This is a genomic window from Leisingera sp. McT4-56, assembly GCF_020514995.1.
In the GTDB taxonomy this organism is placed as follows: domain Bacteria; phylum Pseudomonadota; class Alphaproteobacteria; order Rhodobacterales; family Rhodobacteraceae; genus Leisingera; species Leisingera aquaemixtae_A.
In genome coordinates this window covers 64,512-89,236 of record NZ_JAJALF010000008.1, presented here as the reverse complement: position 1 = coordinate 89,236, position 24,725 = coordinate 64,512, and the positions used below count along the sequence as shown (strand labels likewise).

General features: G+C 62.4%; 25 protein-coding genes and 1 pseudogene. 11 read left to right on the top strand and 15 right to left on the bottom strand.

Annotated features, from left to right (window positions below):
- Positions 1-128: 128 nt before the first annotated feature.
- Both tdh and LHL23_RS11255 read right to left on the bottom strand, forming a co-directional pair.
- Positions 129-1,157 (bottom strand): L-threonine 3-dehydrogenase, encoded by a 1,029-nt coding sequence (tdh, locus tag LHL23_RS11260; RefSeq protein WP_222477593.1) that lies wholly within the window; start codon positions 1,155-1,157, stop codon positions 129-131.
- A gap of 17 nt (positions 1,158-1,174) precedes the next feature.
- Positions 1,175-2,359 (bottom strand): glycine C-acetyltransferase, encoded by a 1,185-nt coding sequence (locus tag LHL23_RS11255; RefSeq protein WP_222477240.1) that lies wholly within the window; start codon positions 2,357-2,359, stop codon positions 1,175-1,177.
- A 161-nt stretch (positions 2,360-2,520) separates the two neighbouring features.
- On the opposite strand from LHL23_RS11255, the gene LHL23_RS11250 reads away from it, so the two are divergent.
- Positions 2,521-2,922 carry a VOC family protein gene (locus LHL23_RS11250; protein WP_226429929.1) on the top strand — a complete coding sequence of 134 codons (402 nt, stop codon included), beginning with the start codon at positions 2,521-2,523 and terminating at the stop codon, positions 2,920-2,922.
- Positions 2,923-3,000: 78 nt separating this feature from the next.
- On the opposite strand, the gene LHL23_RS11245 is transcribed toward LHL23_RS11250, so the two are convergent.
- Entirely contained in the window at positions 3,001-3,207 is a 207-nt protein-coding gene (locus LHL23_RS11245) for a cold-shock protein (protein WP_039184356.1), read from the bottom strand.
- Positions 3,208-3,452: 245 nt separating this feature from the next.
- Positions 3,453-4,019 carry a helix-turn-helix domain-containing protein gene (locus tag LHL23_RS11240; RefSeq protein ID WP_226429928.1) on the bottom strand — a complete coding sequence of 189 codons (567 nt, stop codon included), beginning with the start codon at positions 4,017-4,019 and terminating at the stop codon, positions 3,453-3,455.
- Between the two features lie 198 nt (positions 4,020-4,217).
- Between LHL23_RS11240 and LHL23_RS11235 the strand changes: the two genes are divergently transcribed.
- Both LHL23_RS11235 and LHL23_RS11230 read left to right on the top strand, forming a co-directional pair.
- Complete coding sequence (locus LHL23_RS11235; RefSeq protein WP_226429927.1) at positions 4,218-5,393, top strand: acetyl-CoA C-acyltransferase family protein; 1,176 nt, start codon at positions 4,218-4,220, stop codon at positions 5,391-5,393.
- Between the two features lie 249 nt (positions 5,394-5,642).
- Positions 5,643-6,050, top strand: coding sequence for a response regulator (locus tag LHL23_RS11230; RefSeq protein WP_226429926.1), 408 nt, complete (start codon positions 5,643-5,645; stop codon positions 6,048-6,050).
- A 20-nt stretch (positions 6,051-6,070) separates the two neighbouring features.
- Here the strand turns inward: LHL23_RS11230 and LHL23_RS11225 are convergent, their stop codons facing one another.
- The 7 genes and pseudogenes from LHL23_RS11225 to ubiE all read right to left on the bottom strand — a co-directional run bounded on the left by LHL23_RS11225 (position 6,071) and on the right by ubiE (position 13,625).
- Positions 6,071-7,216 (bottom strand): sensor histidine kinase, encoded by a 1,146-nt coding sequence (locus LHL23_RS11225; RefSeq protein WP_226429925.1) that lies wholly within the window; start codon positions 7,214-7,216, stop codon positions 6,071-6,073.
- A gap of 129 nt (positions 7,217-7,345) precedes the next feature.
- Positions 7,346-9,217 (bottom strand): PAS domain-containing protein, encoded by a 1,872-nt coding sequence (locus tag LHL23_RS11220; protein WP_226429924.1) that lies wholly within the window; start codon positions 9,215-9,217, stop codon positions 7,346-7,348.
- Entirely contained in the window at positions 9,142-9,852 is a 711-nt protein-coding gene (locus LHL23_RS11215) for a CheR family methyltransferase (protein WP_264181211.1), read from the bottom strand. The genes LHL23_RS11220 and LHL23_RS11215 overlap by 76 nt, the downstream gene beginning before the upstream one ends.
- 3 nt (positions 9,853-9,855) lie before the next feature.
- A pseudogene (locus LHL23_RS11210) lies at positions 9,856-10,599 on the bottom strand (chemotaxis protein CheB); the annotation flags it as partial.
- Between the two features lie 27 nt (positions 10,600-10,626).
- The gene (locus LHL23_RS11205) at positions 10,627-11,067 is read right to left on the bottom strand and encodes a response regulator (protein WP_226429923.1); all 441 of its coding nucleotides are present in this window, start codon (positions 11,065-11,067) and stop codon (positions 10,627-10,629) included.
- A 272-nt stretch (positions 11,068-11,339) separates the two neighbouring features.
- Positions 11,340-12,869: a 2-polyprenylphenol 6-hydroxylase gene (gene ubiB, locus LHL23_RS11200; protein ID WP_226429922.1), complete on the bottom strand. Its 1,530-nt coding sequence runs from the start codon at positions 12,867-12,869 to the stop codon at positions 11,340-11,342.
- A 3-nt stretch (positions 12,870-12,872) separates the two neighbouring features.
- Entirely contained in the window at positions 12,873-13,625 is a 753-nt protein-coding gene (gene ubiE / locus LHL23_RS11195) for a bifunctional demethylmenaquinone methyltransferase/2-methoxy-6-polyprenyl-1,4-benzoquinol methylase UbiE (protein ID WP_222477268.1), read from the bottom strand.
- An 86-nt stretch (positions 13,626-13,711) separates the two neighbouring features.
- On the opposite strand from ubiE, the gene mutM reads away from it, so the two are divergent.
- The 5 genes from mutM to rarD all read left to right on the top strand — a co-directional run bounded on the left by mutM (position 13,712) and on the right by rarD (position 18,935).
- Entirely contained in the window at positions 13,712-14,563 is an 852-nt protein-coding gene (gene mutM, locus LHL23_RS11190) for a bifunctional DNA-formamidopyrimidine glycosylase/DNA-(apurinic or apyrimidinic site) lyase (RefSeq protein WP_226429921.1), read from the top strand.
- Positions 14,564-14,626: 63 nt separating this feature from the next.
- Positions 14,627-15,403 carry an enoyl-CoA hydratase gene (locus LHL23_RS11185; RefSeq protein ID WP_222477278.1) on the top strand — a complete coding sequence of 259 codons (777 nt, stop codon included), beginning with the start codon at positions 14,627-14,629 and terminating at the stop codon, positions 15,401-15,403.
- A 218-nt stretch (positions 15,404-15,621) separates the two neighbouring features.
- On the top strand, positions 15,622-15,885 hold the full coding sequence (gene rpsT / locus LHL23_RS11180) for a 30S ribosomal protein S20 (protein ID WP_008556347.1): 264 nt from the start codon (positions 15,622-15,624) through the stop codon (positions 15,883-15,885).
- A 549-nt stretch (positions 15,886-16,434) separates the two neighbouring features.
- Positions 16,435-17,850, top strand: a complete 1,416-nt coding sequence (gene dnaA / locus LHL23_RS11175; RefSeq protein WP_226429920.1) for a chromosomal replication initiator protein DnaA — start codon at positions 16,435-16,437, stop codon at positions 17,848-17,850.
- A gap of 182 nt (positions 17,851-18,032) precedes the next feature.
- A complete protein-coding gene (rarD, locus tag LHL23_RS11170) occupies positions 18,033-18,935 on the top strand; it encodes an EamA family transporter RarD (protein WP_226429919.1) in 903 nt (300 codons plus the stop codon).
- Positions 18,936-18,942: 7 nt separating this feature from the next.
- Here rarD and LHL23_RS11165 read toward each other — a convergent pair whose 3' ends face one another.
- Positions 18,943-19,692: a phosphodiester glycosidase family protein gene (locus tag LHL23_RS11165; protein ID WP_226429918.1), complete on the bottom strand. Its 750-nt coding sequence runs from the start codon at positions 19,690-19,692 to the stop codon at positions 18,943-18,945.
- Positions 19,689-20,084, bottom strand: coding sequence for a 30S ribosome-binding factor RbfA (gene rbfA / locus LHL23_RS11160; protein ID WP_222477305.1), 396 nt, complete (start codon positions 20,082-20,084; stop codon positions 19,689-19,691). Before rbfA ends, LHL23_RS11165 begins: the two co-directional genes overlap by 4 nt.
- Positions 20,085-20,170: 86 nt before the next feature.
- On the opposite strand from rbfA, the gene dapB reads away from it, so the two are divergent.
- Entirely contained in the window at positions 20,171-20,980 is an 810-nt protein-coding gene (gene dapB, locus LHL23_RS11155) for a 4-hydroxy-tetrahydrodipicolinate reductase (RefSeq protein ID WP_222477307.1), read from the top strand.
- Here the strand turns inward: dapB and LHL23_RS11150 are convergent, their stop codons facing one another.
- Together LHL23_RS11150 and LHL23_RS11145 are read right to left on the bottom strand one after the other, a co-directional pair.
- Positions 20,981-21,313: an antibiotic biosynthesis monooxygenase gene (locus LHL23_RS11150; protein ID WP_226429917.1), complete on the bottom strand. Its 333-nt coding sequence runs from the start codon at positions 21,311-21,313 to the stop codon at positions 20,981-20,983.
- Positions 21,314-21,334: 21 nt separating this feature from the next.
- Positions 21,335-21,526, bottom strand: a complete 192-nt coding sequence (locus tag LHL23_RS11145; protein WP_222477312.1) for a DUF1674 domain-containing protein — start codon at positions 21,524-21,526, stop codon at positions 21,335-21,337.
- Between the two features lie 77 nt (positions 21,527-21,603).
- Here LHL23_RS11145 and LHL23_RS11140 point away from each other — a divergent pair, with 77 nt between their 5' ends.
- Together LHL23_RS11140 and LHL23_RS11135 are read left to right on the top strand one after the other, a co-directional pair.
- Positions 21,604-22,866 (top strand): RsmB/NOP family class I SAM-dependent RNA methyltransferase, encoded by a 1,263-nt coding sequence (locus LHL23_RS11140; protein WP_226429916.1) that lies wholly within the window; start codon positions 21,604-21,606, stop codon positions 22,864-22,866.
- Positions 22,867-22,966: 100 nt separating this feature from the next.
- Entirely contained in the window at positions 22,967-24,709 is a 1,743-nt protein-coding gene (locus LHL23_RS11135) for a heparinase II/III family protein (protein WP_226429915.1), read from the top strand.
- The last annotated feature ends 16 nt before the right edge of the window (positions 24,710-24,725 follow it).

The window sequence follows — 24,725 nt, the reverse complement described above, 5'->3', positions numbered from 1 at the left end:
TCTTTCATCTTTCCGGAAATACTCTGGGGGTGAGGGTCGTCTCGGAAATGATCCGGGGGATCATTTCAGACCCGAACGGGCGAAGCCCAGCCGGAAGGCCGAGGGGGCAAAGCCCCCTCAAATAACCGTCACGTCCAGTCCAGCACCACCTTGCCGCTGGAACCTGATTTCATCGCCGCAAAGCCTTCGGCGAAATCATCCACGCCGAAGCGGTGGGTGATGACCCGGCTCACATCCAGCCCGTTCTGCAGCATCGCGATCATCTTGTACCAGGTCTCGAACATCTCGCGCCCGTAGACGCCCTTGATGGTGATCGCCTTGAACACGATGCGGGACCAGTCGACCGGCGATTTGCCCGGCGGAATGCCCAGCAGGGCAATCTTGCCGCCCATCACCAGCGCCTCCACCATCTGATCCAGAGCCGCCTGGCTGCCGGACATCTCCAGCCCGACGTCGAACCCCTGTTTCATGCCCAGTTCGCGCACCACATCCCGCAGCTCTTCCTGGGCCACATTCACCGTGCGCACCGCCGGCACCACATGCCGGGCCAGCGTCAGGCGGTCCGGGTTGATGTCGGTGATCACCACATGCCGGGCGCCTGCGTGCTTCGCCACGGCTGCCGCCATGATGCCGATGGGGCCGGCCCCGGTGATCAGCACGTCCTCGCCCAAGAGGTCAAAGCTGAGCGCGGTATGCACCGCGTTGCCCAGCGGGTCGAGGATGGCGCCGATCTCGTCCGGGATATCATCCGGCAGCGGCACCACATTGAAGGCCGGCAGTTTCAGATACTGGGCAAAGGCGCCCTGCTCGTTCACCCCGATGCCGCGGGTGCCGGGGTCCAGGTGGAACTTGCCGGCGCGGCTCTGGCGCGAGTCCGTCTTGATCAGATGCCCCTCGCCGGAGCAGCGCTGCCCGACCGCCAGATCCTCCACATTGCGGCCGATCTCGACGATCTCGCCCGCGAACTCATGCCCGGTGATCATCGGCACCGGCACGGTGTGCGATGCCCATTCGTCCCAGTTCCAGATGTGGATGTCGGTGCCGCAGATGCCGGTCTTCTTGACCTTGATCAGCACCTCGTCAGGGCCGATTTCCGGCACCGGCGCCTGCACCATCCACAGGCCCTCCTGCGGATGGCTTTTCTCCAGCGCCTTCATCGTGTTCGGACGGCTCATCAGATCACCCCCAGTTCCTTGCCCACCTTGCCGAACGCCGCCAGCGCCCGGTCCAGCTCATCCCGCGTCAGCGCCGCATTCATCTGGGTGCGGATGCGGGCCTGGCCGCGCGGCACCACCGGGAAGAAGAAGCCGGAGACATAAACGCCCTCGTCGAACAGCCGGGCCGCCATGTCCTGCGCCAGCTGCGCCTCGCCCAGCATCACCGGGATGATCGGATGCTCACCCGGCAGCAGGTCAAAGCCCAGCTTTTCCAGCCCCGCGCGCCAGTATTTCGCATTTTCGAACAGCTGCGCCCTCAGGCCGTCCCCTTCCTCCACCAGCCGGATCGCCTCCAGCCCGGCAGCAACAATCGATGGCGGCAGCGAATTGGAGAACAGATAGGGCCGCGCCCGCTGCCGCAGCAGGTCGATCACTGGCTGCGGCCCGGCGATGTAACCGCCGATGGCCCCCCCAAGTGCTTTGCCCAAGGTTCCTGTCAGGATGTCCACGTCCACCCCGAAATGCTCCGGCGTGCCGGCGCCCGTCGCCCCCATGAAGCCGGTCGCGTGGCAGTCATCCACCATCACCACCGCATCGTATTTGTCCGCGAGCGCCCGGATCTCCGGCAGCTTGGCCAGATATCCGTCCATCGAGAACACGCCGTCGGTGGCGATCATGATATGCCGTGCGCCGTCCTCGCGGGCCTGCTTCAGCCAGGCCTCAAGGTCGTTCATATCGCTGTTCAGGTAGCGGTAGCGCTTGGCCTTGCACAGCCGGATGCCGTCGATGATCGAGGCATGGTTCAGGCTGTCGGAGATGATCGCATCCTCCGGCCCCAGCAGCGGCTCGAACAGACCGCCATTGGCGTCGAAACAGGCCGCGAACAGAATCGCGTCATCCTTGCCAAGGAACTTCGCCAGCCTTTGCTCCAGCTCCCGGTGAATGTCCTGGGTGCCGCAGATGAATCGGACAGAGGCCATGCCGAACCCCTTTGGCTCCATCGCGTCCTTGGCGGCTTTGATCAGGGCGGGATGGTCGGCCAGACCCAGATAGTTGTTGGCGCACAGGTTGATAACTTCCCGGCCGCCAACCGTGATCTCGCCCCCCTGCGGGGAGGTGATCATTCGCTCGCGCTTGTACAGCCCCTCGGCCTCGATCTGGGCCAGCGTGTTGGAGATGTCGGTCAGAAAAGCAGTGGACATGCGCAAACTCCCTTGGTGTCTCGAGTCGCGTGTCTATCATAGCGGATAAGTTTCCGGAATACAGGATTTCAGGATTGCGGAAAAAAATCCGTGAAACTGGAGGCTGTGGGTGGAAATCCGCCAGCCCGGGCTATCTGCCCCTGCATAAGGGAGGACGCGGAATGGCAAAGGTCACTGGCATCGGCGGGGTATTCATCAAGGCGCGCGGCGGCGCCAAGGTGCTGGCCGCATGGTACCGCGACCACCTTGGGCTGGAATTGGCGGAGTTCGGCGGCGCTGTCCTCAATTGGAAGGACGACACGGCAGAGGACGGCGGCCTCACCGTCTGGGGCACCGCCGATGCGGACGGCACCTGGTTTGATCCCAGCACCGCCGGTTTCATGATCAACTACCGGATCGACGATATGGACGGGATGATCGCGCAGCTCACGGACGCAGGTATTTCCATCCTGAAAGGGCCGGACGCCTATGAGAACGGCCGTTTTGCCTGGATCATGGACCCGGAGGGCAACAAGGTGGAGCTGTGGGAGCCGAAGCTTTGGGATGAGAGCAACAAGGGCTGACTTCCCGAAAGAAACCGCCCAAAAGAAAACGCGGCCCCCTCCCGGGGACCGCGCTTCCAATCAGCAAAGCTGCCTGGCTTATGCCAGTTCCAGGTTCACCGCCGACTCGCGGCCGTCACGGCCGGGCTCGATGTCGAAGGTGACTTTCTGGTTGTCGGCGAGGCCGGTCAGGCCGGAACGCTCAACAGCGGAAATGTGCACGAACACATCCTTGCTGCCGCCCTCGGGCGCGATGAAGCCGTAGCCTTTGGTGGTGTTGAACCATTTTACGGTGCCGGTGGCCATATCCGTAGTCTCCTAGAGTTTTTGCTGCCCGCGGAAGTGCGGCAGCCTGGCGTAGTCGGTCTGGATCGAGAGACTGATAACGCCGCGGAACGGGAGACAGTGGATCGACAAGAATAACGTTAGCGGACCACATATGGGCCGGACCCCTGAGTCGTTCAAGGGGAATGTGCATAAAAGGCTAGGGGCGGGGTATTCTTGCCGACGAGGGCGGGAGTGTCTTGTAAGCTCAGGATGAAAAACCTGCCTTACGCATTCTTCACAATCAGAAACACCCGCGCGGGCCCCTCCGGTGCGGTGATCGAATGGGCGACGTCGGCGGCATAGCGCGCGGTGTCGCCGGCCTGCAGCTGGTCCTTGGCATTGCCGGAACTCACCGCGATCTTGCCTTCCAGCACCGTCAGCTGCTCCACCGCGCCGCGGGTGTGGGGCTGGCTGACCAGCGCGCCGCCCTGGTCGAACCGGATGTCATAGACCTCATGCCCGCCGGCCTCCTCCGGCGGCGACAGGATGCGGATGCGGCAGCCCTGGCCCATGTTCTCGATCTTGGGCACGTCCGCCGCGCGCAGCACCTCGATCCGGTCCTGCATGTCGCCCGCTTCCAAGAGGCCCGCAAAATCCACCTGCAAGGCGCGGGTCAGGTTCCACAGCGTCGCAATGGTGGGGGAGCTTTCGCCGCGCTCGATCTGGCTCACCATCGAGCGGCTGACGCCCGACAGGTTGGCGACCGCCTCCAGGCTCAGGCCTTGGGCGCGGCGCGCCTCTTTCAGGCGGGCGGGCAGCAGGGTCAGGATATCGTCTGTGTTTTCCGTCATGACGGATTCTCTGCGCCGATGGGCGGCATTTGTCAATTGATCCGGCAATCTGCGGATGCTGCGCCGCGGCGGTGCACAGGGGGTGTACAAGGGGTGCACGGGGAGTGACGCCGCGTTTCTATGACGGCACGTCCCGGCAGACAGGTCCATGCTGCGGGCGCATAATGGCGCCAACGCAGGAGTTGAGGAGAAAGAACAATGACTGACATCGTGATTCTGGACGGCGCCCGCACCGCCATCGGCACCTTTGGCGGCGCGCTGGCAAACACCGCGCCGATCGACCTGGCAGCCACCGTGTCCAAGGCGGCGCTGGAACGCTCCGGGGTGGAGGGCGGCCAGATCGGCCATGTGGTGTTTGGCCACATCATCAACACCGAACCCCGCGACATGTACCTGAGCCGGGTTGCCGCCATGCAGGCAGGTGTTCCGGACGTGGTGCCGGCAATGAACGTGAACCGCCTCTGCGGCTCCGGCGTGCAGGCAATTGTGTCAGCTTATCAATCGCTTGCCTTGGGGGACGCAGAGTTCGCCCTGGCCGGCGGCGCCGAGAACATGTCGCGCAGCCCCTACATCATCCAGCAAAGCCGCTGGGGCGCCAAGATGGGCGATGTGAAATCGCTCGACATGATGCTGGGCGCGCTGAACTGCCCGTTCGGCACCGGCCATATGGGGGTGACGGCTGAGAATGTCGCCGACGAGCACGGCATCACCCGCGAGCAGATGGATGACTTTGCCCTGACCAGCCAGAGCCGCGCCGCGGCGGCGATTGAGGCGGGTCATTTCAAGTCCCAGATCACCCCGGTCGAGGTCAAGGTCAAGCGCGACCTGGTGCCCTTTGAAGTGGACGAGCACCCCAAGGCGACCACGCCGGAGGCGCTGGCGGGCCTGAAGGCGGTATTCCAGAAAGACGGCCGGGTAACTGCCGGGAATGCCAGCGGAATCAACGACGGCGCTGCGGCTGTTGTGCTGGCCACGGCGGTGGCGGCTGAACGGGCCGGGCTGAAACCGAAGGCCCGCATTCTGGGCTATGCCCATGCGGGTGTCCGCCCTGAGGTCATGGGCATCGGCCCGGTGCCTGCCGTGCGCAACCTGCTGGAGAAGACCGGCCTTTCTGCCAGCGACTTCGACGTGATCGAGTCGAACGAGGCCTTCGCCTCCCAAGCCTTGGCCGTGAACAAGGAACTGGGGCTGGATCCGGCCAAGGTGAACCCCAACGGCGGCGCCATCGCGCTGGGTCACCCCGTGGGGGCAACAGGAGCCATCATTACCCTGAAGGCCCTTTATGAACTGGAACGGACCGGCGGCTCCAAAGGGCTGATCACAATGTGCATCGGCGGCGGTCAGGGCATTGCCTTGGCCATCGAACGTCTTTGATTTCAACAGGCTGGGGGTTGGTCCGCGACTTGCCCCCAGCTGCGGAGCAGAATGCAACAGCTCTGGATTTTGCCGATTAATTTTTACGCTACCATATCCATCGTATGCAATTTAAAGTAGTAATTAGAATACCCAACGAGTGGGAGCCGACTCACCGGGGCTGCCCGGTTCGGTCCGCGGCCGCATCGTGTTGGGGATTTGAGGGCTGGCAGGGCAGATTACATTTAGCGTGATCCCGGGGCAGCCTTCATGTGCGATAAGGGAAATGCTGTGGCGGTCAAGGTTTTGCTTCTGGAAGATGACGCTGGTGTAAGATTTACCTTCAGCATGGCTTTGCAGGATGCCGGGTATGATGTACGGCCCGTCTCCAGTTGTGCAGAAGCAATTGCCGCGCTGGCCGACTTTGAGCCGGGCATCCTGATCCTGGATCTGAAGATTGGCGAAGAAACCTCGCTTCCAGTCGCGGATTATGCCGCCCTTCTGCGCCCGGATATTCCCGTCGTCTACATCACCGGCAGCCGGCTGTTCACCGGCGGTGAGCTCTTTGGGCTGAGCCGCAACATCCGCTGGGTGCTGCACAAGCCGGTTAACCTGACTGACCTTCTCAGCATGGTTGATTACGTGACGAGCAAGGCGGTTTCCGCGGAAGCGAGCTGATTGGCGCAGGCGGCGGCCGGTCAGCTGAAGGAAATGGTGAAGACAGCGCCTTTTCCGGGTTCCCCATCGGCAATGAATTTCCAATTGTGCCGGCGGCAAATTTCGGCGCAGGTCGAAAGCCCGATGCCGCTGCCCTCGATTTCACGGTGGGCACGATGGAAAGGCTGGAGGATCAGCTGCTTGTCCTCTGGCGCGAAGCCGGTCCCATTGTCGGCAACCGAAAGCTCCCACCGGTCCCGCTCTGCGCCATTCATCCGGATCGAAATTTCAAGAACCCGCTCCGGGTGCCTGTACTTGATCGCATTGGACAGCAGGTTGGTCAGGACCGGATGCAGCAGGGTCGGGTCCCCATGGAGCCTGAAACCGTCGCCTATGACCCGGAACTTTCCGCCGCAGGCTTCGAGCTCCTGCGCCAGGCTCGTGCAGGCCTCAGAAACCGCGTCCTGAACGGTGATTTCCTGAATGTTGATCCCGGCGGATGTGGAGACCGAATGCTCCAGCAGTTCGGTTGTCAGCCGGTCGATCTGACCGGTGGCCCGGGTCATGTGCTGCAAGAACTCCCGCGCCGTGTCAGGCAGCCCTGCGGCGTAGTGTTCGGAGAAGAACTGCAAGGAGCCAGCCAGAGTGTTGATCGGTGTGCGCAGATCATGAGAGGCCGCATGGGCAAAGGCCTCCATGGAAAGGAGTGTTTCCTGCAGTTTCAGGTTGGCATCCTTGGCGTTGCGCAATTCACCGCGCAACTGGCCGCGCAGTTCGTTCATATGCCGCAGGGAGTCCACGGTGACCCGCAGCTGGTCGTGTGTCAGCAGGATGAGCCGTTCACCTCGGGTGTCGGCGCGCAACAGGGAGACGCGGAATTCCGTTTCCGATGATCCATTCGTCCGGATGCCGCTTGCCATCGGCAATGTTGCAACGCCGTTTGCCGTGCCGTGCCGGAGCCTTTCGATCACGCGGTCCGGTTTCAGCAAGGTGAGGCTGCTGATGCAGCTGCCGTTAAGTGCTCCGCTGCCCGGCGCTATTGCGGGTGCAAAGCTGCGCTCAGCCCGCCGGTTGCAGACCAGGATGCGGCCGTACCAGTCAAGGATGAAAGAGGCATAGGGGGATGCCAGAAAGGCGCTCGCAAGGAGGTTGGAGGCCGGGCTGTTCTCCTCTGCAGTCACTGGCATGCACCCGCAGGATGCATGCCGACTGGCTGCAGACAGCGGCAAGCGGCGCAGAGCGGGTCCTGCTGGGGTGACGGTGCCCGGCTCAGGCGCCACTGCGGCAAGCGCTTTCCTTTACCGTACACCCGCGGCTCACTCCGGTCCGCTGCGGTAGAGCTGCAGTCCGCCGAAGACATGTGTCGTACGGCCCGCCTTGTCCCGCCTTGCCCGTGCGAACAGCTCCCCGCTTGCGTAGCTGCCGTCGCTGGTGCGCAGCCGCAACTGGTAGTGGAAGGACTGCCCTATCGTCAGCACATCTTGCAGTCCGTCTTTTATGAAGTCCCGGTCCTCCTCGTGAACACGCTCCAGCAGTTTTTCCACCGACGGAACGTCTGTGCCTTGCTTATAGCCCAGCAGGCCGTACATCGGCGGGTTCCAGACCGGCACGTTGTTCATCACGTCGAAGGAGAAAATACCGACGGACAGATGGTTCTGCACCGCAACGCTGCATCCGAGCATCAAGTCGCGCTCGTCGAATTTGGCCTTGTCCCAGCACACACCGATCAGCTGGATGTTTTCGCCATGCGAATCCTGGAACACCATCAAGCTGCCGGCAATGTTCAGGGTGTTGCCGGTATCGTCAAAGAACCGCGCCTCGAATTCGAAGGAGCCGCCGTCGACAAACAGCCGGTCCAGTCTTGATTGCAGGCTTGTGCGGTCCTCGGGGTGGACCCTGGCCAGCAGGCCGTCGAGGCTCAGGCCGGCTGTTTCATCGTCGATGCCGAGAATGGCGTGGGATTCGGGGGAGAGATATGTTTCGTCGGTTTGCAGGTTCTGGGTCCAGAAGCCAACCCGCGTGACCTTGCTGACCAGCCGCAGGACGTCATTGAAGGGCTCATTGTCGAACCGGGTCACCGTGATGGAGAGGCCAATTAGCTTTTGGTGCAGGTCCAGAACCGGGGAGAGGATCAGAGTATAGTAATCGCTGCCGGACAGGACCGGAATGCGCCGGGTTTCCTGCAGCCGCAGCACTGTATTTGCGATCGGCGCCAGGGCCGGGAAACCGCTGGGCAGGTGGCAGTGGCTAAGGTGCAGGCCGGTTGGAGGAAGTTCGCCAATGCCGATCACATCCTGCGCCACGCGCGACAGCCGCCGGATGATCAATGCCTGATCAGCCAGGGCCACGGCATAAGGGGAAGATGCCAGCATCGCTTCCAGCTCAGAGGCCAGCGCCTGGCGCTCTGCCGAGCTGATCTGCAATTCCTCGTTGACGGTCAGCAGTTCCTCATTGGTGGATTGCAGCTCTTCGTTGGAGGTCTCCAGCTCTTCGTTGGTGGCCTGGAACTCCTCGTTGGTGGATTGCAGCTCCTCGTTTGAAGACTGCAGCTCCTCGTTGGCGGTCTGAAGTTCCTCGATCGTCTGCTGCAGCGCCTCCTGAGTGGAGCGGATTTCCAGCTCCATCCGCTCGACATACTCGCGCTGATCGCGGTCGGAGATTTCCTCGAATTTGAGCTCTTTCTCTTCCTCGAACTTGGAGTTGATTGCCAGCAGGCAATGCACCTCGCCGCCCTTGTGGTTGAGGAAGGGGAACGCCTGCAGCTGAACCCGGTTGCCGGTCGGCAGGGAAACGCTATGCCAGCGCCCATCGCGGCGCTCTTCGTTGCGGATAGACACCGCGATCAGGCTGGAGGCTTCGCTGCGCAGCGGGTCGATCAGCATCTTCACGTTCAGCGAGGTCGACATTCCGGCCCGGATCTCGCTGTAGACGCTGATATCGCCCAGGACCTCGATGATGTCGCCGTTGCGGGTGCAGATCAGCCCGTTGGGCGCCACGGACCGCGCAAGAGAGAGTTCAGCCTGCGCAGCCTGCTCTGCCGCTGCCTGTGCCGCAGACTTCCGCAGGGTACGGGTTCGCAGGTAGGAGGTTCCGGGTGAGCTCGAGGAAACGGTCAGCTCGCCGGAAATGCCGCGGCGCTTGCCGAAGATCTTGTCCGCACCCTGGCGGGCTTCGAAATAGATGCCCATCTCGCCCACGGTTTCGGACGTGCCAAGGAACAGCAGGCCGCCCGGGCCATCGAATAGTGCAGCCTGGTGAGCACCCGTTCCTGCAGCGCCAGGTTGAAGTAGATCAGAACGTTGCGGATGGTGACCAGGTTGACGTTGATGAAGGGCGGATCCTGGAACACGTTGTGGCGGGAAGACAGTGTCACGCTGCGCAGTTCCTGCCGCACCGTGATTTCGTTCTCGCCAAGGACAAAATACTCCTTCAGGTAGTTGGGAGGAATATCCTGGGCCGCGGAGATCGGATAAATCCCCTTCCTCGCCACTTCGATGGCGTTCTGGTCGATGTCGGTGGCAAAGATCTGAACGTTGTTCTTGGTCAATGCGTGAAGGCCGCCCAGATACTCTGCTATGAGAATGGCAATCGAATAGGCTTCTTCACCGGTGGCGCAACCAACCACCCAAACCCGGATCGGGCCAGGGCCATGGTTTACCAGCTGCTTCTCCAGATGCTCATTCAGCTTGCGGAATTGTTCCGGGTCGCGGAAAAACTGGGTGACCGAGATCAGCAGATCGCGGTGCAGAGCGTCGACCTCGTCGAGGTTCGTCCGGCAAAAATCGACATAGCTCTCATAGTCTTCGATGCCTAGCGCCGTCATCCGCCGGGGAATCCGGCGGTTCAGGGTGTTTTCCTTGTAATTGGCAAAATCAACCCGGGTGCGGGCCTGGAGGATGCCGAACAATTCGCTAAGCTTGCTGGGTTCGCCGGCAGCGGGCCGCAACTGGTCCAAGTTGCGGGGCTGGGCAAGAATCTTCTCAGTATGCTCGCCAATCTGTTCCGGTGTCAGGGGCAGATCGATGCAGCCGGTTTCAATGGCCGAGACCGGCATCCCGTCGTATTTCGCAGAACCTGGCTCTTGTGCAATGGTAATCCCGCCGCCTTCGCGGATTGACGGTAAGCTTTAGCTGTCATCACTGCCGGTGCCTGCCAGAACGATGCTAACGCAGCGTTCTCCGCACTCTTCGGCAATGCTTTTGAACAGGGGGTCGGCGAATGGCTTTGCAGATGCCGGGTGCTCTGCGGGATCGCGCAGACGCAGCTTGCTGCCCTCAAACGCCACATCATTGTCTGGCGGCGCGATGTAAATGGTGCCCGGAACGGGGTCGGTTTCGCCGTCCAGTTCCACCACCGGCAGTGTTGCTTCGCGGGCAATCAGCGAAGTCAGATCGCTTTTTTGGGAGGGCGAAATTTGCTGGGCGATCACATAGATGGTGTTGTCTGTACGGGGGAGATTCTTTACCAGAAGCAACAGCGCCTCCAGACCGTCAGCGGAGGAGGCAATACAGGCTACATGGAGACTGCTGTTGTCCGCACCGGCTTTTGTGTCCTGTTCCAGGTCTTCCATGCGATTAACGGTCTTCTTATTTGGGCTTCAAGCACACCTATCCTGCCTGCAGCTTTCCGCCGACGGCTCCAGCCAAGCTATGCGGTGGCGCAATAATTGTCGATCATCTTCAGCAGTTGGCCCTTGTGTCACCGGCTTGGGAGCAAACCCGTTCATGCCCAGCCCCTTGACAATAGCATCGTCGTGATAGGCTACATCAGCGGTCACCGCAACGATCGGCAGACTGCTGGGGGGATCGACCGGAGCAGCGCGAATTTGCCGAGTCGCCTCGACCCCGGACACCCGCGGCATGTGCAGGTCCATAAGCACCAGACCGTATTCGTTCGGCGCGCTGCTGAGCATGTCGATGCTGGCTTGACCATCTTCGGCAATTTCAACGTCAACCCCAAGCGCCACAATGATCTCTCGCATCATGTATCGCGTGAATTCGTCATTTTCGACGAGCAGGACTTTCCGCGGGTTGTTCATCAGCTGGTTCCGTCTGTGCTGCGGCTGCGATCAGAAACAGGTATCCGGTCACGGCATTGTCTCGAGGGTGACCAAGCCGGCTCCTCAGTGGTTCCGCAAAGTCAGGTGTTTCAGCGGGATGGCCGACCTTGGGTCCCACTGGCATCATGGGACTCTTTCAACCTGCGGCCAACGTGTCCGAGCCGGCCGCAGATCTTCTTTTGGGTGATTTGTAGCCCGCAGCACACGTTTGGCGGTATTGTTCTGGTAAGCCCTTCAATCCGCGGCGTTTATCAGGTCAGCAAGGCGATGACGGCAAAGATCCCGGTGGCGCCGGCCGCGCCCAGAACGACAGGAGCCACCCAGCTTCTGTTGCTGACAGGCCGTATGCCATTCTGCGCGGCCTGCGCGATCAGCGCCTGTTCCACCAGTGCGGGCAGGCGGGGGCCAAAGCGGGCCATCACCTTGGCGGTGTCCAGCAGGTCGGTAACGACAGCGCGGGGGCCGATGGATTTCTTGATATAGTCCTCGACCACCGGCCGGGCCGCCTCCCAGATGTTGATACGCGGATCGAGCGAGCGGGCGACGCCCTCGACCACCACCATGGTGCGCTGCAAGAGGATCAGCTCGGTGCGGGTTTCCATGCCAAAGCGTTCGGTCACTTCGAACAGGTAGTTCAGCAGGCGGCCCATCGAGATTTGCGAAGCGTCCATGCCGAAGATCGGCTCACCCACCGCGCGCAGGGCGCGGGCGAATTCGTCGACGTCCCGGTTGGCGGGCACATAGCCGGCCTCGAAATGAACCTCGGCCACGCGTTTGTAGTCGCGCTTGATGAAGCCATAGAGAATTTCGGCATAAACCCGGCGGGTGTATTCGTCGATGTGGCCCATGATGCCGAAGTCATAGGCAATGATATCGCCGTTGGCCGCTACCTTGAGGTTGCCCTGGTGCATGTCGGCGTGGAAGAAGCCGTCGCGCAGCGCATGGCGCAGGAACAGAGACAGGACACGGTCAGCCAGCAGCTTGCGGTCATGGCCCGCCGCATCCAGCGCCTCATTGTCGCCGAGCGGAATGCCGTCGGCCCAGCCCATCGTCATCACCCTGCGGGCGGAATAGGCCCAGCGGATTTCGGGCAGCTGGAAGCCTTCGTCCTTAGCTGTATTGGCAGCAAATTCCGAAGCTGCAGCGCTTTCCAGACGCAGGTCCAGCTCGCCCTGCACAACGCCGTCGAAATGCTCGATCACATCCATCGGCTTCAGGCGGCGGGCGCCGGGCGCGAACAGGTCAACAATGCGGGCGGCAAAGTAGAAGGCGTCGACGTCCTTGTTAAAGGCGCGCTCAATCCCGGGGCGCAGCACCTTGACGGCCACTTCCTCGCCGGTTTCCTTCAGCGTTGCCCGGTGCACCTGGGCGATGGAAGCGGCGGCGATCGGGTCGCTGAAGTCAGAGAATATCTCGGAGACGGGGCGGCCCAGCTCCTTTTCCACTTCGGCCAGCGCCGCGGCGCGGGAGAACGGCGGCAGCTTGTCCTGCAGGACACGCAGCTGATTGGCCAGATCCTTGCCCACAACGTCGGGCCGCGTCGAAAGCACCTGGCCGAACTTGATGTAGGCAGGCCCCAGCGCGTTCAGCGCGCGGGTTTCGGGCGGCATCAGCGGATCGCCCTTGTAGCCCAGCCATTTGAACGGCCAGCCCAGCAACCGGGCCAGCACCCGGATCGGCTTTGGCGCCTCGAACGCCTCCAGCACCGAATGCATGGCCCCGGTGCGCTCGAAAGTGGCGCCTGTGCGGATCAGGCGCAGAATATTATGAGGGCCGCGCATGGATCAGATCTTCCAGCCCGAGTGCAGGCAGGCAATGCCCATCGACAGGTTGCGGTACTTGGCGTTCCCGAACCCCGCCTGCTTTACCATGCCCAGGAAGGTTTCCTGATCCGGAAACTTGCGGATCGATTCCACCAAGTACTGGTAGCTGTCGTAATCGCCGGCAATCATCTGCCCCATCCTTGGGATCACGTTGAAGGAATAGAGGTCGTAGAGCTTTTGCAGACCGTCATTCGGAAGCTGCGAGAACTCCAGCACCATCAGCCGGCCGCCGGGGCGCAGCACCCGGTAGGCTTCGTTCAGCGCTTCCTGCGGACGGGTGACGTTCCGGATGCCGAAGGAGATGGTGTAGACGTCGAATGTGTTGTCCTTGAACGGCAGCTTCATGGCGTCGCCGGTGACCCAGTCGAGGCTGTCGGCCATCTGTTCGGCCTCGGCGCGCTTACGGCCCTCCTCCAGCATCGGGCGGGTGAGGTCCAGCACGGTGGAGTGGCCGTGCCCTGCGCGTTTCAGAAAGCGGAAGGAAATGTCGCCGGTGCCGCCCGCCACATCCAGCAGCCGCTGGCCGGGGCGCGGTGCCAGCCAGTCCATCATCGCGTCTTTCCAGACCCGGTGGATGCCGACGCTCATCACATCATTCATGATGTCGTATTTCGAGGCGACCGAGTTGAAGACCCCCTGCACGCGGCCTGCCTTCTCCTCCTCGCGGACGGTTTCGAACCCGAAATGGGTGGTGTTGTCGCTGGTGTTGCTCATCAGGCTTGCCGTTTGCTGAGTTTGGCCCTTGTTATAAGGCGCTGTGGGGCAGGCACAATGCGGCCCGTTGGTTCAGGAGGGGTGTAATGCCAGAATTGCCCGAGGTCGAGACGGTGAAACGCGGTTTGGCGCCTGCGATGGAAGGCGCGGTCATTGTGAAGGCCGCTGTGAACCGCCCGGATCTGCGCTGGCCGTTTCCGGAGCGGATGGCGGAGCGGCTCACCGGCGCAAGGGTCAAAGGGCTTAGACGGCGGTCGAAATACATACTGGCCGATCTGGATACCGATGAAACCCTTCTGATTCATCTGGGCATGTCCGGGCGGATGACCGTCTCAGGGGACCCGCTGGGGCAGTTCGCGCATGAGCACCCGCAGGCAGAAAAGCACGACCATGTGGTGCTGGACATGGACAATGGCGCCCGTATCACCTTCAACGACCCGCGCCGGTTCGGGGCGATGGACCTGCTGGAGACGGCGACGGCAGATGCTCACAAGCTGCTGGCGGTGCTGGGGCCGGAACCCTTGGGCAATGATTTCCACGAGGACCATCTGATTGCGGCTTTCAAGGGGCGCAACACGCCGGTGAAATCAGCATTACTGGATCAGGGAATCATCGCGGGGCTTGGTAACATCTATGTCTGCGAAGCGCTCTTCCGTGCGGGAATTTCGCCACGCCGCAAGGCCGGGCAGATTGCCGCGCACAGGGTTGCAGCCCTGGTGCCGATCATCCGTAGCGTGCTGCAGGACGCCATCCGCGCCGGTGGGTCATCGCTCAAGGATTTCAGGCAAGCCTCTGGTGAACTTGGATATTTTCAGCATAGTTTTGATGCCTACGGGCGCGAGGGAGAGCCCTGCCGGCGCGAAGGTTGCGCCGGGTCAATTGCCAGAATCACCCAATCGGGGCGCTCCACCTTCTACTGTGTAAAGTGCCAAAGATAGCTTGATCAAAGGGACCCTTTTGGTAAGGACTCGGATCTGAACGGAACAACCGAAAGAGAAATCATGGCCTACGAGACGATCAACGTCGATGTGCAGGACCACGTTTGCCTTATTAAACTGAACCGCCCGGAGGCGATGAACGCGCTCAACCAGGAACTTCTCGGCGAGCTGTGTGACGCTTTGGAAGAGGCTGACGCCAGCGACAAGGTGCGCTGCATTGTGCTGACCGGTTCGGAAAAGGCTTTCGCCGCGGGTGCCGACATCAAGGAGATGTCGGAGATGACTTTCACCGAGGTGTTTTCCATCAACCTGTTTGCCGATGCCAATGACCGCATCTCGGCAATCCGCAAGCCCATCATCGCGGCTGTGGCCGGGTATGCGCTGGGCGGCGGCTGTGAGCTTGCGATGCTGTGCGATTTCATCATCGCGGCGGAAACCGCCAAGTTCGGCCAGCCTGAGATCAACCTGGGGGTCGTTGCGGGCATCGGCGGCACGCAGCGCCTGACCCGCTACGTGGGCAAATCCAAATCGATGGACATGAACCTGACCGGCCGCTTCATGAACGCTGAGGAAGCCGAGCGCGCGGGCCTGGTGTCGCGGGTGGTGCCGGCCAAGAAGCTGATCGAGGAAGCGACTGCGGCAGCTCAGAAGATCGCGGAGAAATCTCTGCTGACCGCGATGGCCGTCAAGGAAGCGGTGAACCGCTCCTACGAGCTGCCGCTGAACGAAGGCATTCTGTTCGAGCGCCGGGTATTCCACTCGATGTTTGCCACCGAAGACCAGAAAGAAGGCATGGCTGCCTTCCTGGAAAAACGCGAGGCGCAGTTCCGGGACAAGTGAACCCGGTATTTGGCGAAGACGATCAAGCGGCGGGCCGGACAGCCCGCCGCATTTGCATTCCGGGACGGTGCGCTTGCATTTCCGTGCAGAGTTGGATAAACGCCGCCCTCATACATGCGCGTGCAGCCCGCTCAGGCTAGAATCACACCGGTGGTCCGACCCGGGTTTGGCTGGCATTGCGTCCGATTGAAACAGAACCCGAGATAAGGTCAGACACCATGGCAAATTCGCCCCAGGCCAAGAAGCGCGCACGTCAGAACGAGAAGCGCTTTGCCGTCAACAAAGCCCGTCGTTCGCGCATCCGCACCTTCCTGCGTAAAGTTGAAGAAGCCATCGCTTCCGGCGACAAAGAAGCTGCAACCGCTGCTCTGCGCGCGGCTCAGCCCGAACTGATGCGCGGCGTCACCAAGGGTGTGTATCACAAAAACACCGCTTCCCGGAAAATCTCGCGCCTGTCCGCGCGCGTGAAGGCGCTGGGCTGAGATTCGCTCTGCTGAGCAGGCTCACGAGCCATTGAAAAGTTGTCAGGGCGCTGCAAATTGCAGCGCCTTGTTTTTTAGGAAAAGCCTTGGCTGACTGCGGTGGGCGCAGGAGATTCTTTGCCGCCAAAGACAGAGTCAACATCATAGTTTCGTTGCCGCTCCCCCCCTCAAATTGCTACCACTGTTTCAGCGATTCACTCGCTGGGGGGACAGGCTGCTTGCGGCAATCTTGACGGGCATCAAGGTTGCCAGGTTGCTCGGCACAGGGCGCATATTCATGCGCGGTACTGGCCGGGATCCACTGCTGTATCGGTTATGGTCAGCAGCCTTGTCTCAATTGTGTGCGATACTGTTCGTAACGGCATATCCGCCGCGTGCTGCGGCTGTTTTTGCTGTTTTCAGCGAACGTCAAGCCTCCGGGCAATGCGGCCTACTGCTGGTCCGCACACGATAGCCCTGTGCGTGAATGCCCCCCGGGTGGTTGGGGGTAAGAATAGAATTGGCCCGGCAAAGGGGCCGCTGCTTTTTTGGGGATGCGTGAGGCGCAGCATGACAGAAGAAAAATGGGGACAGCTCAGAAACCGGCTGTTGAAGACGGTTGGTCAGAACAATTTCAAGACCTGGATTGAGCCCCTTGAATTTGACACCGTGGACGGCGGGGTTGCCGTCTTTAAGGTGCCTACAAATTTCATGGGAAATTACGTCAGCCAGAACTTTGCAGACCTGATTCTGCATGAGCTCAGCATGTCGGGCGAGCATGTGCAGCGCTTGGCCTTCCGGGTCGCGGCCAACAGCCCGTCCCGTCCGGCGGGCTCTGCTGCCTCTGCTGAGGCCTATGGCGATGCTGAGGGCGATGTGGCGGTCATGGCTGCACCTGCGGCATCGGCAGCAGCCTCTGCTGCTGGCAAGGACACGCTGGAAGCGCTGCAGGCGGCGCCGCTGGATCCGCGCTTCACCTTTGACAGCTTTGTGGTCGGCAAGCCGAACGAACTGGCGCATGCTGCCGCGCGCCGCGTCGGCGAGGGTGGTCCGGTCACCTTCAACCCGCTGGTTCTGTATGGCGGCGTGGGGCTGGGCAAGACCCACCTGATGCACGCCATCGCTTGGGAACTGAAGGAAAAGAACCCGTCGCTGAACGTGCTGTACCTGTCGGCGGAACAGTTCATGTACCGGTTCGTGCAGGCCCTGCGCGAGCGCAAGATGATGGACTTCAAGCACCTGTTCCGCTCGGTCGACGTGCTGATGGTGGATGACGTCCAGTTCATCGCAGGCAAGGACTCCACCCAGGAAGAATTCTTCCACACCTTCAATGCGCTGGTGGATCAGAACAAGCAGATCATCATCTCTGCCGACCGCGCCCCGGGCGAGATCAAGGATCTGGAGGAGCGGGTGAAGTCGCGCCTGCAGTGCGGCCTGGTGGTGGACCTGCACCCGACCGACTATGAACTGCGTCTGGGCATCCTGCAGACCAAGGTGCAGCAGCAGCGCGAGACCTACCCGGACCTGCGTATCGCAGACGGCGTGCTGGAGTTCCTGGCGCATCGGATCTCGACCAACGTGCGCGTGCTCGAGGGCGCGCTGACCCGGCTGTTCGCCTTTGCCTCGCTGGTGGGCCGCGAGATCGACATGGACCTGACCCAGGACTGCCTGGCAGACGTGCTGCGCGCCTCGGAGCGCAAGATCACCGTCGAGGAAATCCAGCGCAAGGTCTCCGAGTATTACAACATCCGCATGTCCGACATCATCGGCCCCAAGCGCCTGCGCTCTTATGCGCGCCCGCGTCAGGTGGCGATGTACCTGTGCAAGCAGCTCACCAGCCGCTCTCTGCCCGAGATCGGCCGCCGGTTCGGCGGACGCGACCACACCACCGTGATGCACGGTGTCAAGCGTATCGAGGAGCTGAAGCTGACCGACGGCCAGATTGCCGAGGACGTCGAAATGCTGCGCCGGTCGCTGGAAGCCTGACGCGCGCAGCTGAAACTGCAAACCCCAAATTGCACTGCGGCCCCGGTTTCCGGGGCCGTTTTTTCGTAGCTCAACGGCGGCCGCAAAGACCCATAACAGCGGTGAATGCCGGGTATCACAGAAAACGAAGTTTCATGGCTCGCAAAACCGGTCATAACGGCGCCCTGGATGAGGAGCGCGGCATGACAGATCAGACGCCTACGAACATGGACACGCCCCGCGGGCTGGCCTTTGCCATTACCGCCTACCTGCTGTGGGGGTTTTTGCCGCTCTACATGAAGGCGTTGTCGCACATTCCGGCGGCTGAGGTCGTCACCCACCGGGTGATCTGGTCGGTGCCGGTGGCCGGCGCGCTGCTGATCGTGCTGCGCCGCACCAAGGATCTGCGCGCGGCGCTGAAAAATCCGCGGATGCTGGGAATGGCCTGCATCACCGCGGTGCTGATTTCTGTCAACTGGGGTATCTACGTCTGGTCTATTGCAGCCGGACGGGCGCTGGATGCCGCGCTTGGCTACTACATCAACCCGCTGTTCAGCATCGCTCTCGGAGCCATCCTGCTGCGCGAACCGCTCGGCAAGGCGCAAATAGCTGCTGTTGCGCTGGCGGCGGCGGCTGTGCTGGTGCTGACACTGGAAGCGGGACGGGTGCCTTGGGTGGCAGTTGGCCTGACCCTGTCTTGGGGGTTCTACGCCTTCTTCAAGAAGTCTCTGCCGATCGGCCCCAATCAGGGCTTCCTGCTGGAGGTGCTGATCCTGCTGGCACCTGCGTTTGGCTATTTCGCTTACCTGACCGCCACCGGCAGCAGCAACTTTGGTGCCTCACTGACGGACACCTGGCTTCTCCTGGGCTGCGGCGTGGTTACGGCGGTGCCGCTGATCGTCTATGCCAACGGTGCCAAGCTGGTGCGGCTCTCGACCATGGGGATCCTGCAATACATTGCCCCGACGATGATCATGCTGGCCGCTGTGCTGCTGTTCGGCGAAGAATTCGGCCGCGCCCGGATGATTGCCTTCCCGATGATTTGGGCCGCGCTGGTGATCTACTCAGTGCCGATGATCCGGCAGATGCGCAAACGCCCCGGCTGAAAGAGGTTCAGCCGTCTGACTGGGCGCCCTCGACCACGCCTACGATCGGCCCCATCATGAACCCGGCATCACTGCGGCCCAGCTGCGGCGCGTGCAGGCGCGAGATATTGCCATCGAAGTAGAGTGCATTCGGCAGCGTCAGATGGTCACGGAAAAGGCTGCCGAACTGGTGAAACGTCACCGCATTGCGCGAGATCGCAAAGACCGCGCGCGTGCCATCTGCCGAGGTGCCGACACCGTTGCGGATGTAATAGCTGTCCGAATCGGGCAGGAAGCGCGGATGCAGCTCGCCGTCAATCACCAGCATTGGTCCGGATTGGGTTGCATAGGTGCAGGCGGGGGCGGCCTTCTCAAACGCAAGGGTTTCAAACACATCCGCCCGGCCGTCACGGATGCACAGCACGCCGTTCGGCAGCAAGCCGAAATTGCCGGGACCGGCGTTGGTCACCAGCCGCATTTCCTCACCGCTTTCATCGACATAGAGGCCGACGGGGGAGCGGTCGCTGTGGTACATGCCGGCGTTGGTTGCAAAGGTCAGCGTTTTGCCGTCCCTTGCCAGCGCTTCTTCCAGAGTCGAGAAATGGCCGTAAACTTGGCCGTTGCCGTCGCGCAGGAACAGCTGCAGCTGCTCCCTGACGGCGTCGACCTCGCAGATGGTGAACCGGCTGCCCTCAAAGGCCACATCGCTGCATTCGACCGCGCCGGCCGCCGGAGCGGTCCAGAACGCGGCCAGCAGCAAGGCAGCCTTGCGGATCACTCTTCCACGTCGCGGCGCACCGCGTCCTGGCTCAGCATCCGGCGGGTTTCGTCCATCTGGTCGAAGGTTTCGTCCAGCCGGAACCGCAGATCCGGGGTGAACTTCAGCCCCAGTTTCTTGCCGACCATCCGGCGCAGTTCGCCCTTGTTGCGGGCCAGGAGCTTCAGCACATCCTCCTGCCCCTTGCCGCCCAAGGGCAGCACAAAGGCGGTGGCGATTTTCAGATCGGGTGAGGTGCGCACCTCACCCACGGTGATCGACATGCGGTTCAGGTCCGGGTCATGCACGTCGCCGCGCGCCAGCACTTCAGAAAGCGAGCGGCGGATCAGTTCGCCGACGCGAAGCTGGCGCTGGGACGGGCCGGGGCCATCGTGGAATTTGTTCTTTGCCATAGTTCCGATCTATGCCGGATCGCAGGCTTTGCCAAGCGCTGCCCGGCGATGTAGGACAAAACCAGCTTGAACAAGGGAATGGGCCAATGACTCACAAACCAGGGATCGTGATTACCGGCGCATCGGGCCGCATGGGGCAGATGCTGATCAAGACGGTGCTGGAGAGCGACAAGGCCACGCTGGCGGGCGCAGTGGAACGCGAAGGCCACGCGTGGGTCGGCCGCGACGTGGGCGAGATGATAGGCGGCCAGCCGGTCGGCGTCACCGTGACCGCCGACGCGCTGGAGGCGTTTTCCAAGGCCCAGGCCGTGATCGACTTCACCGCGCCGGAGGCAACGCTGGCGTTCTCCAAACTGGCGGCGCAGGCCCGCGCGGTGCATGTGATCGGCACCACCGGCATGAGCGATGAGCAGATTGCCCAGCTGGAACCGGCATCGCGCCACGCGGTGATCATCCGCGCGGGCAACATGAGCCTGGGTGTTAACCTGCTGGTGCAGCTGACCAAGAAGGTCGCCGCCGCGCTGGATGAGGATTTCGACATCGAAGTGATCGAGGCGCATCACCACCACAAGGTCGACGCGCCCTCCGGCACTGCGCTGATGCTGGGTGAAGCTGCTGCCGAGGGCCGCGGTGTGAAACTGGCGGATGTGCGCGATTCCGGCCGGGATGGCATTACCGGCGCCCGCAAGCGCGGCGACATCGGCTTCACCGCCATCCGCGGCGGCGACATCGTTGGCGAGCATGACGTGCTGTTTGCCGCTGCCGGAGAGCGGATCGTGCTTCGCCACCTGGCCACCGACCGCGCCATTTTTGCCCGCGGTGCGCTCAAGGCCGCGCTTTGGGGCCAGGACAAGGGGCCGGGCCAGTACGATATGGTGGACGTTCTGGGGCTATGATTACAGCTCGGGGGTTCCCTTGAACCCCTCAAAACCTTCAGTGGTTGAGACAACGGAAGCCTCGAAATGCGCAATCAGGGGCATGACAGCTGGCTCAACCTCATCCGCCCAAACCGGGCCGCCATAGAATGCTTCTTTGATCCGTTCGCGTTCTTCCATGGTCTGGAAGGCCCGCAGCCAGTGAACCTTGTCCTGATCCTCGGTATCGCGCATAGGGTCAAAAACCAGCATTCCAGCGGCCTTCAAGGCGGGACGGTTCACCGTTTCGAAAAACTGGATGAACTCTTCGCGTTTTCCGGGGTGCAGGGTGTACCTGCGGATTTCCAGGATCATGGTGTTTCAGGCTCCGGCTGCTCAGAAATCGACGGCGATGCCCTTTTTCTCCCAGTCACCGTACCGTGCTGGGTCTGGGCCATCGCGGCCGCCCAGTTCCTTGGGGCGCGGCTCCTGGGCCTCAGCAGCTTTGCGGCGTTCCTCTGCCTCCGCCAGGGCGCGCAGGGCGGCGGGCGGCAGGTCTTTCTTCACAGGCGCGGTATCGTCGCTCATCGCGGGTTCCTTTATGCTCTGCCCATGATATACGCCCCTGTCCCGCGCAAACAAGCCGCGCCTTTTGGAGTTGCCAGATGTCCGATGCCAATCACGCCCGCCGCACCGCGGTTTACCTGCTGGATCAGGTTCTGGGAGAAGGGCGGCTGTTGGCGGAATGCTATGCTGCAGGGGCTTTGGAGAAGCTGGTGCCGGAAGACCGTGCGCGGGCGCAGAGGCTGGCAGCGGAAACCCTGAGGAGCCTGGAACGCGCTGACCGGATTCTGAAGAAACATCTGAAGAAGTCACCGCCGCTGACGGTGATGAACGCCTTGCGGCTGGGCACGGTGGAACTGTGCTCCGGCGGTGCGGCGCACGGGGTGGTGAATGCAATGGTGGCGATTGTCTCCAAACACCGCCGTCACGGGCAGCTCAAGGGGCTGGTCAATGCGGTGCTGCGCAAAGTGGCAGAAGACGGCCCGGCGGAGTGGGCAAAACTGCGCACCCCGCGCCTGCCGAACTGGCTGCGCAAACCCCTGGTGCAGGCCTGGGGTGCTGAGGCGATGCTGGCGATGGAGGCCGCGCATAGCGCTGGCGCGCCGCTGGACATTACCGGAAAGCCGGATTCTGATCTGAGCGCGCTTGGCGGAGAGATACTGCCCACCGGGTCGGTGCGGCTTGCTAATGCCGGGCAGGTATCTTCGCTGCCCGGTTTCGGATCCGGCGGCTGGTGGGTGCAGGATGCAGCTGCCGCGCTGCCCGCCCGCATTCTGAACGTCCAGCCCGGAGAGCAGGTGCTTGAGCTCTGCGCGGCACCGGGGGGCAAGACCATGCAGATGGCTGCCGCAGGTGCCGGGGTGACAGCTGTGGATGTCTCGGAAGGCCGCATTGCCCGGCTCAGGGAAAACCTGGAGCGCACCGGGCTGCAGGCGGAGCTGATTACCGGCGACGCGCTGGAGCAGACCGGCCAGTATGATGCGGTGCTGCTGGACGCGCCCTGTTCCGCCACTGGCACCATCCGCCGCCATCCCGACCTGCCGCATGCCAAGGACGGCAGTGAGTTTGGTCAGCTCATCGAGCTTCAGGCGCAGATGCTGGCCCATGCCTGGACATTGGTGAAACCCGGCGGGCGGCTGATGTTCTGCACCTGCTCGCTGCTGCCGGATGAGGGCGAATGCCAGGCCGAAGAGGCGCTGGACATGTTCCCGGACATGGAAGCCGACCGCGCGGCGCTGAGGGTGCCGGGTGTGGAGCCCGATTGGATAACCGAGGAAGGCGGCCTGCGCCTGCGCCCGGATTACTGGCCTGACCGCGGCGGCATGGACGGCTTCTATATGGCCCTTTTGCGCAAATCCGCGTGACCCCTGGGCGTTCCCGGCATTCGCCGGTGACTTGAGCCGCACCCCGGGTTATGCTCGCGCCAAAACGCCCCGGTTAAAATACGGCGTGAGGCAACAGAGCATGTCCACTTATGACAGAATGGCAGGCCGCGGCACCCGCCTGCTGAACCGCTATTACGCCTGGCGGGCGCGCAGCCAGCCTGCGGCGACCGGTTTCGTCTCGCAGCCCGAACCGCGCACCATCGGCAGTTATGCCCGGGGGCGCCAGCTGGTGGCGGGCAATCTGCTGTTTGCCGGCTATCTGGTCGAATCGCCGGATACCGGGCTGTGGGAGGTTGCGGCGCCTGACGCTGCCTTTGACGCGGAACGGCACGGGTTTGCCTGGCTCGACGATCTGGCGGCTGTTGGGGATTTCAAGGCCCGGCTGAAGGCGCAGAAATGGGTCTGGGGCTGGATTGCGCAGCACGGGCGCGGCAGCGGTTTGGCCTGGCTGCCGGACCTGACCGGGCGGCGGGTGATCCGCTGGATCAACCACGCGCTGTTCCTGCTGAGCGGCAAGGAAAAGGACGAGACCGAAGCCTTCTATGGCTCCCTGGCGCAGCAGACCTGGTATCTGGCGCAACGCTGGCAGGGGGCTGCGCCCGGCCTGCCACGGTTCGAAGCGCTGTGCGGGCTGATCTATGCGGGCCTTTCCTTGCAAGGCCGCGAGGAACTGGCCGATCCGGCGGTCAAGGCGCTGGCGGCGGAATGCGACTCCCAGATCGACGAACAGGGCGGCTTGCCGACCCGCAACCCGGAAGAACTGCTGGAGGTGTTCACCCTTCTGACCTGGGCCGCCGCTGCTTTGCATGAGGCAGGCCGGATGGTGCCGCCCGCCCATATCGCCGCCATCGAACGGATTGCGCCCACCTTGCGCACCCTGCGCCACAGCGACGGCGGGCTGGCACGGTTCCACGGCGGCGGCCGCGGGCTGGAGGGGCGGCTGGACCATGCGCTGGCTGCCAGCCACGTGGCGGAGCGGCACGCAGACGGGCTGGCGATGGGTTTTGCCCGGCTGTCGGCGCGGCGCACTTCGGTGATCGTGGACGCCTCGGCACCGCCCAAGGGCAAAGCCTCCTATAACGGCCATGCCTCGACCCTGGCATTTGAACTGACTTCGGGGCGGCGCCCGCTGATCGTGAACTGCGGGTCGGGTGAATCCTTTGGGGTGGAGTGGCGCCGCGCTGGGCGGGCGACACCGTCGCACAGCACGTTGTGCATCGAAGGCCATTCCAGCGCCCGGCTGTCGGCGCCGCAGAAAACCACCGGCCATGAAGAGCTGATCGAAGCGCCGGACGACGTGCCCTTGGACATCATGGACCTGTCCGACGGTTTCCGGTTTCAGGGCGGCCACAATGGTTATGCCGCGCATTTCGGCCTGACCCATGCCCGCACCCTTGATCTGTCCTTTGACGGCCGCGCCCTGGCGGGAGAGGACATGCTTCTGGCGCTGGAAGATCCTGCCAAGGCCCGCTTTGACAAGGCCAGCAGCAGCAACCCGGATGGCGGAGTCAGCTTTGATATCCGCCTGCATCTGCACCCTGAAGTCGATGCAACCCTTGACTTGGGCGGCGCAGCAGTATCCATGGCGCTCAAGAGCGGGGAAATCTGGGTGTTCCGTCATGACGGCGCCTGCCATCTGCGGCTGGAGCCAAGCGTTTTCCTGGAAAAGACCCGCTTGAAGCCGCGTGCGGCAAAGCAGATCGTTTTATCCGGGCGGGCGATGGGATATGCCACCCGCGTCCGGTGGACGCTCAGCAAAGCGCAGGAGACTGCCATTGCCGTGCGAGACCTGAACCGGGACGAACCCGAGACGTTTGACTGAGCCTTTAAAAGGACCT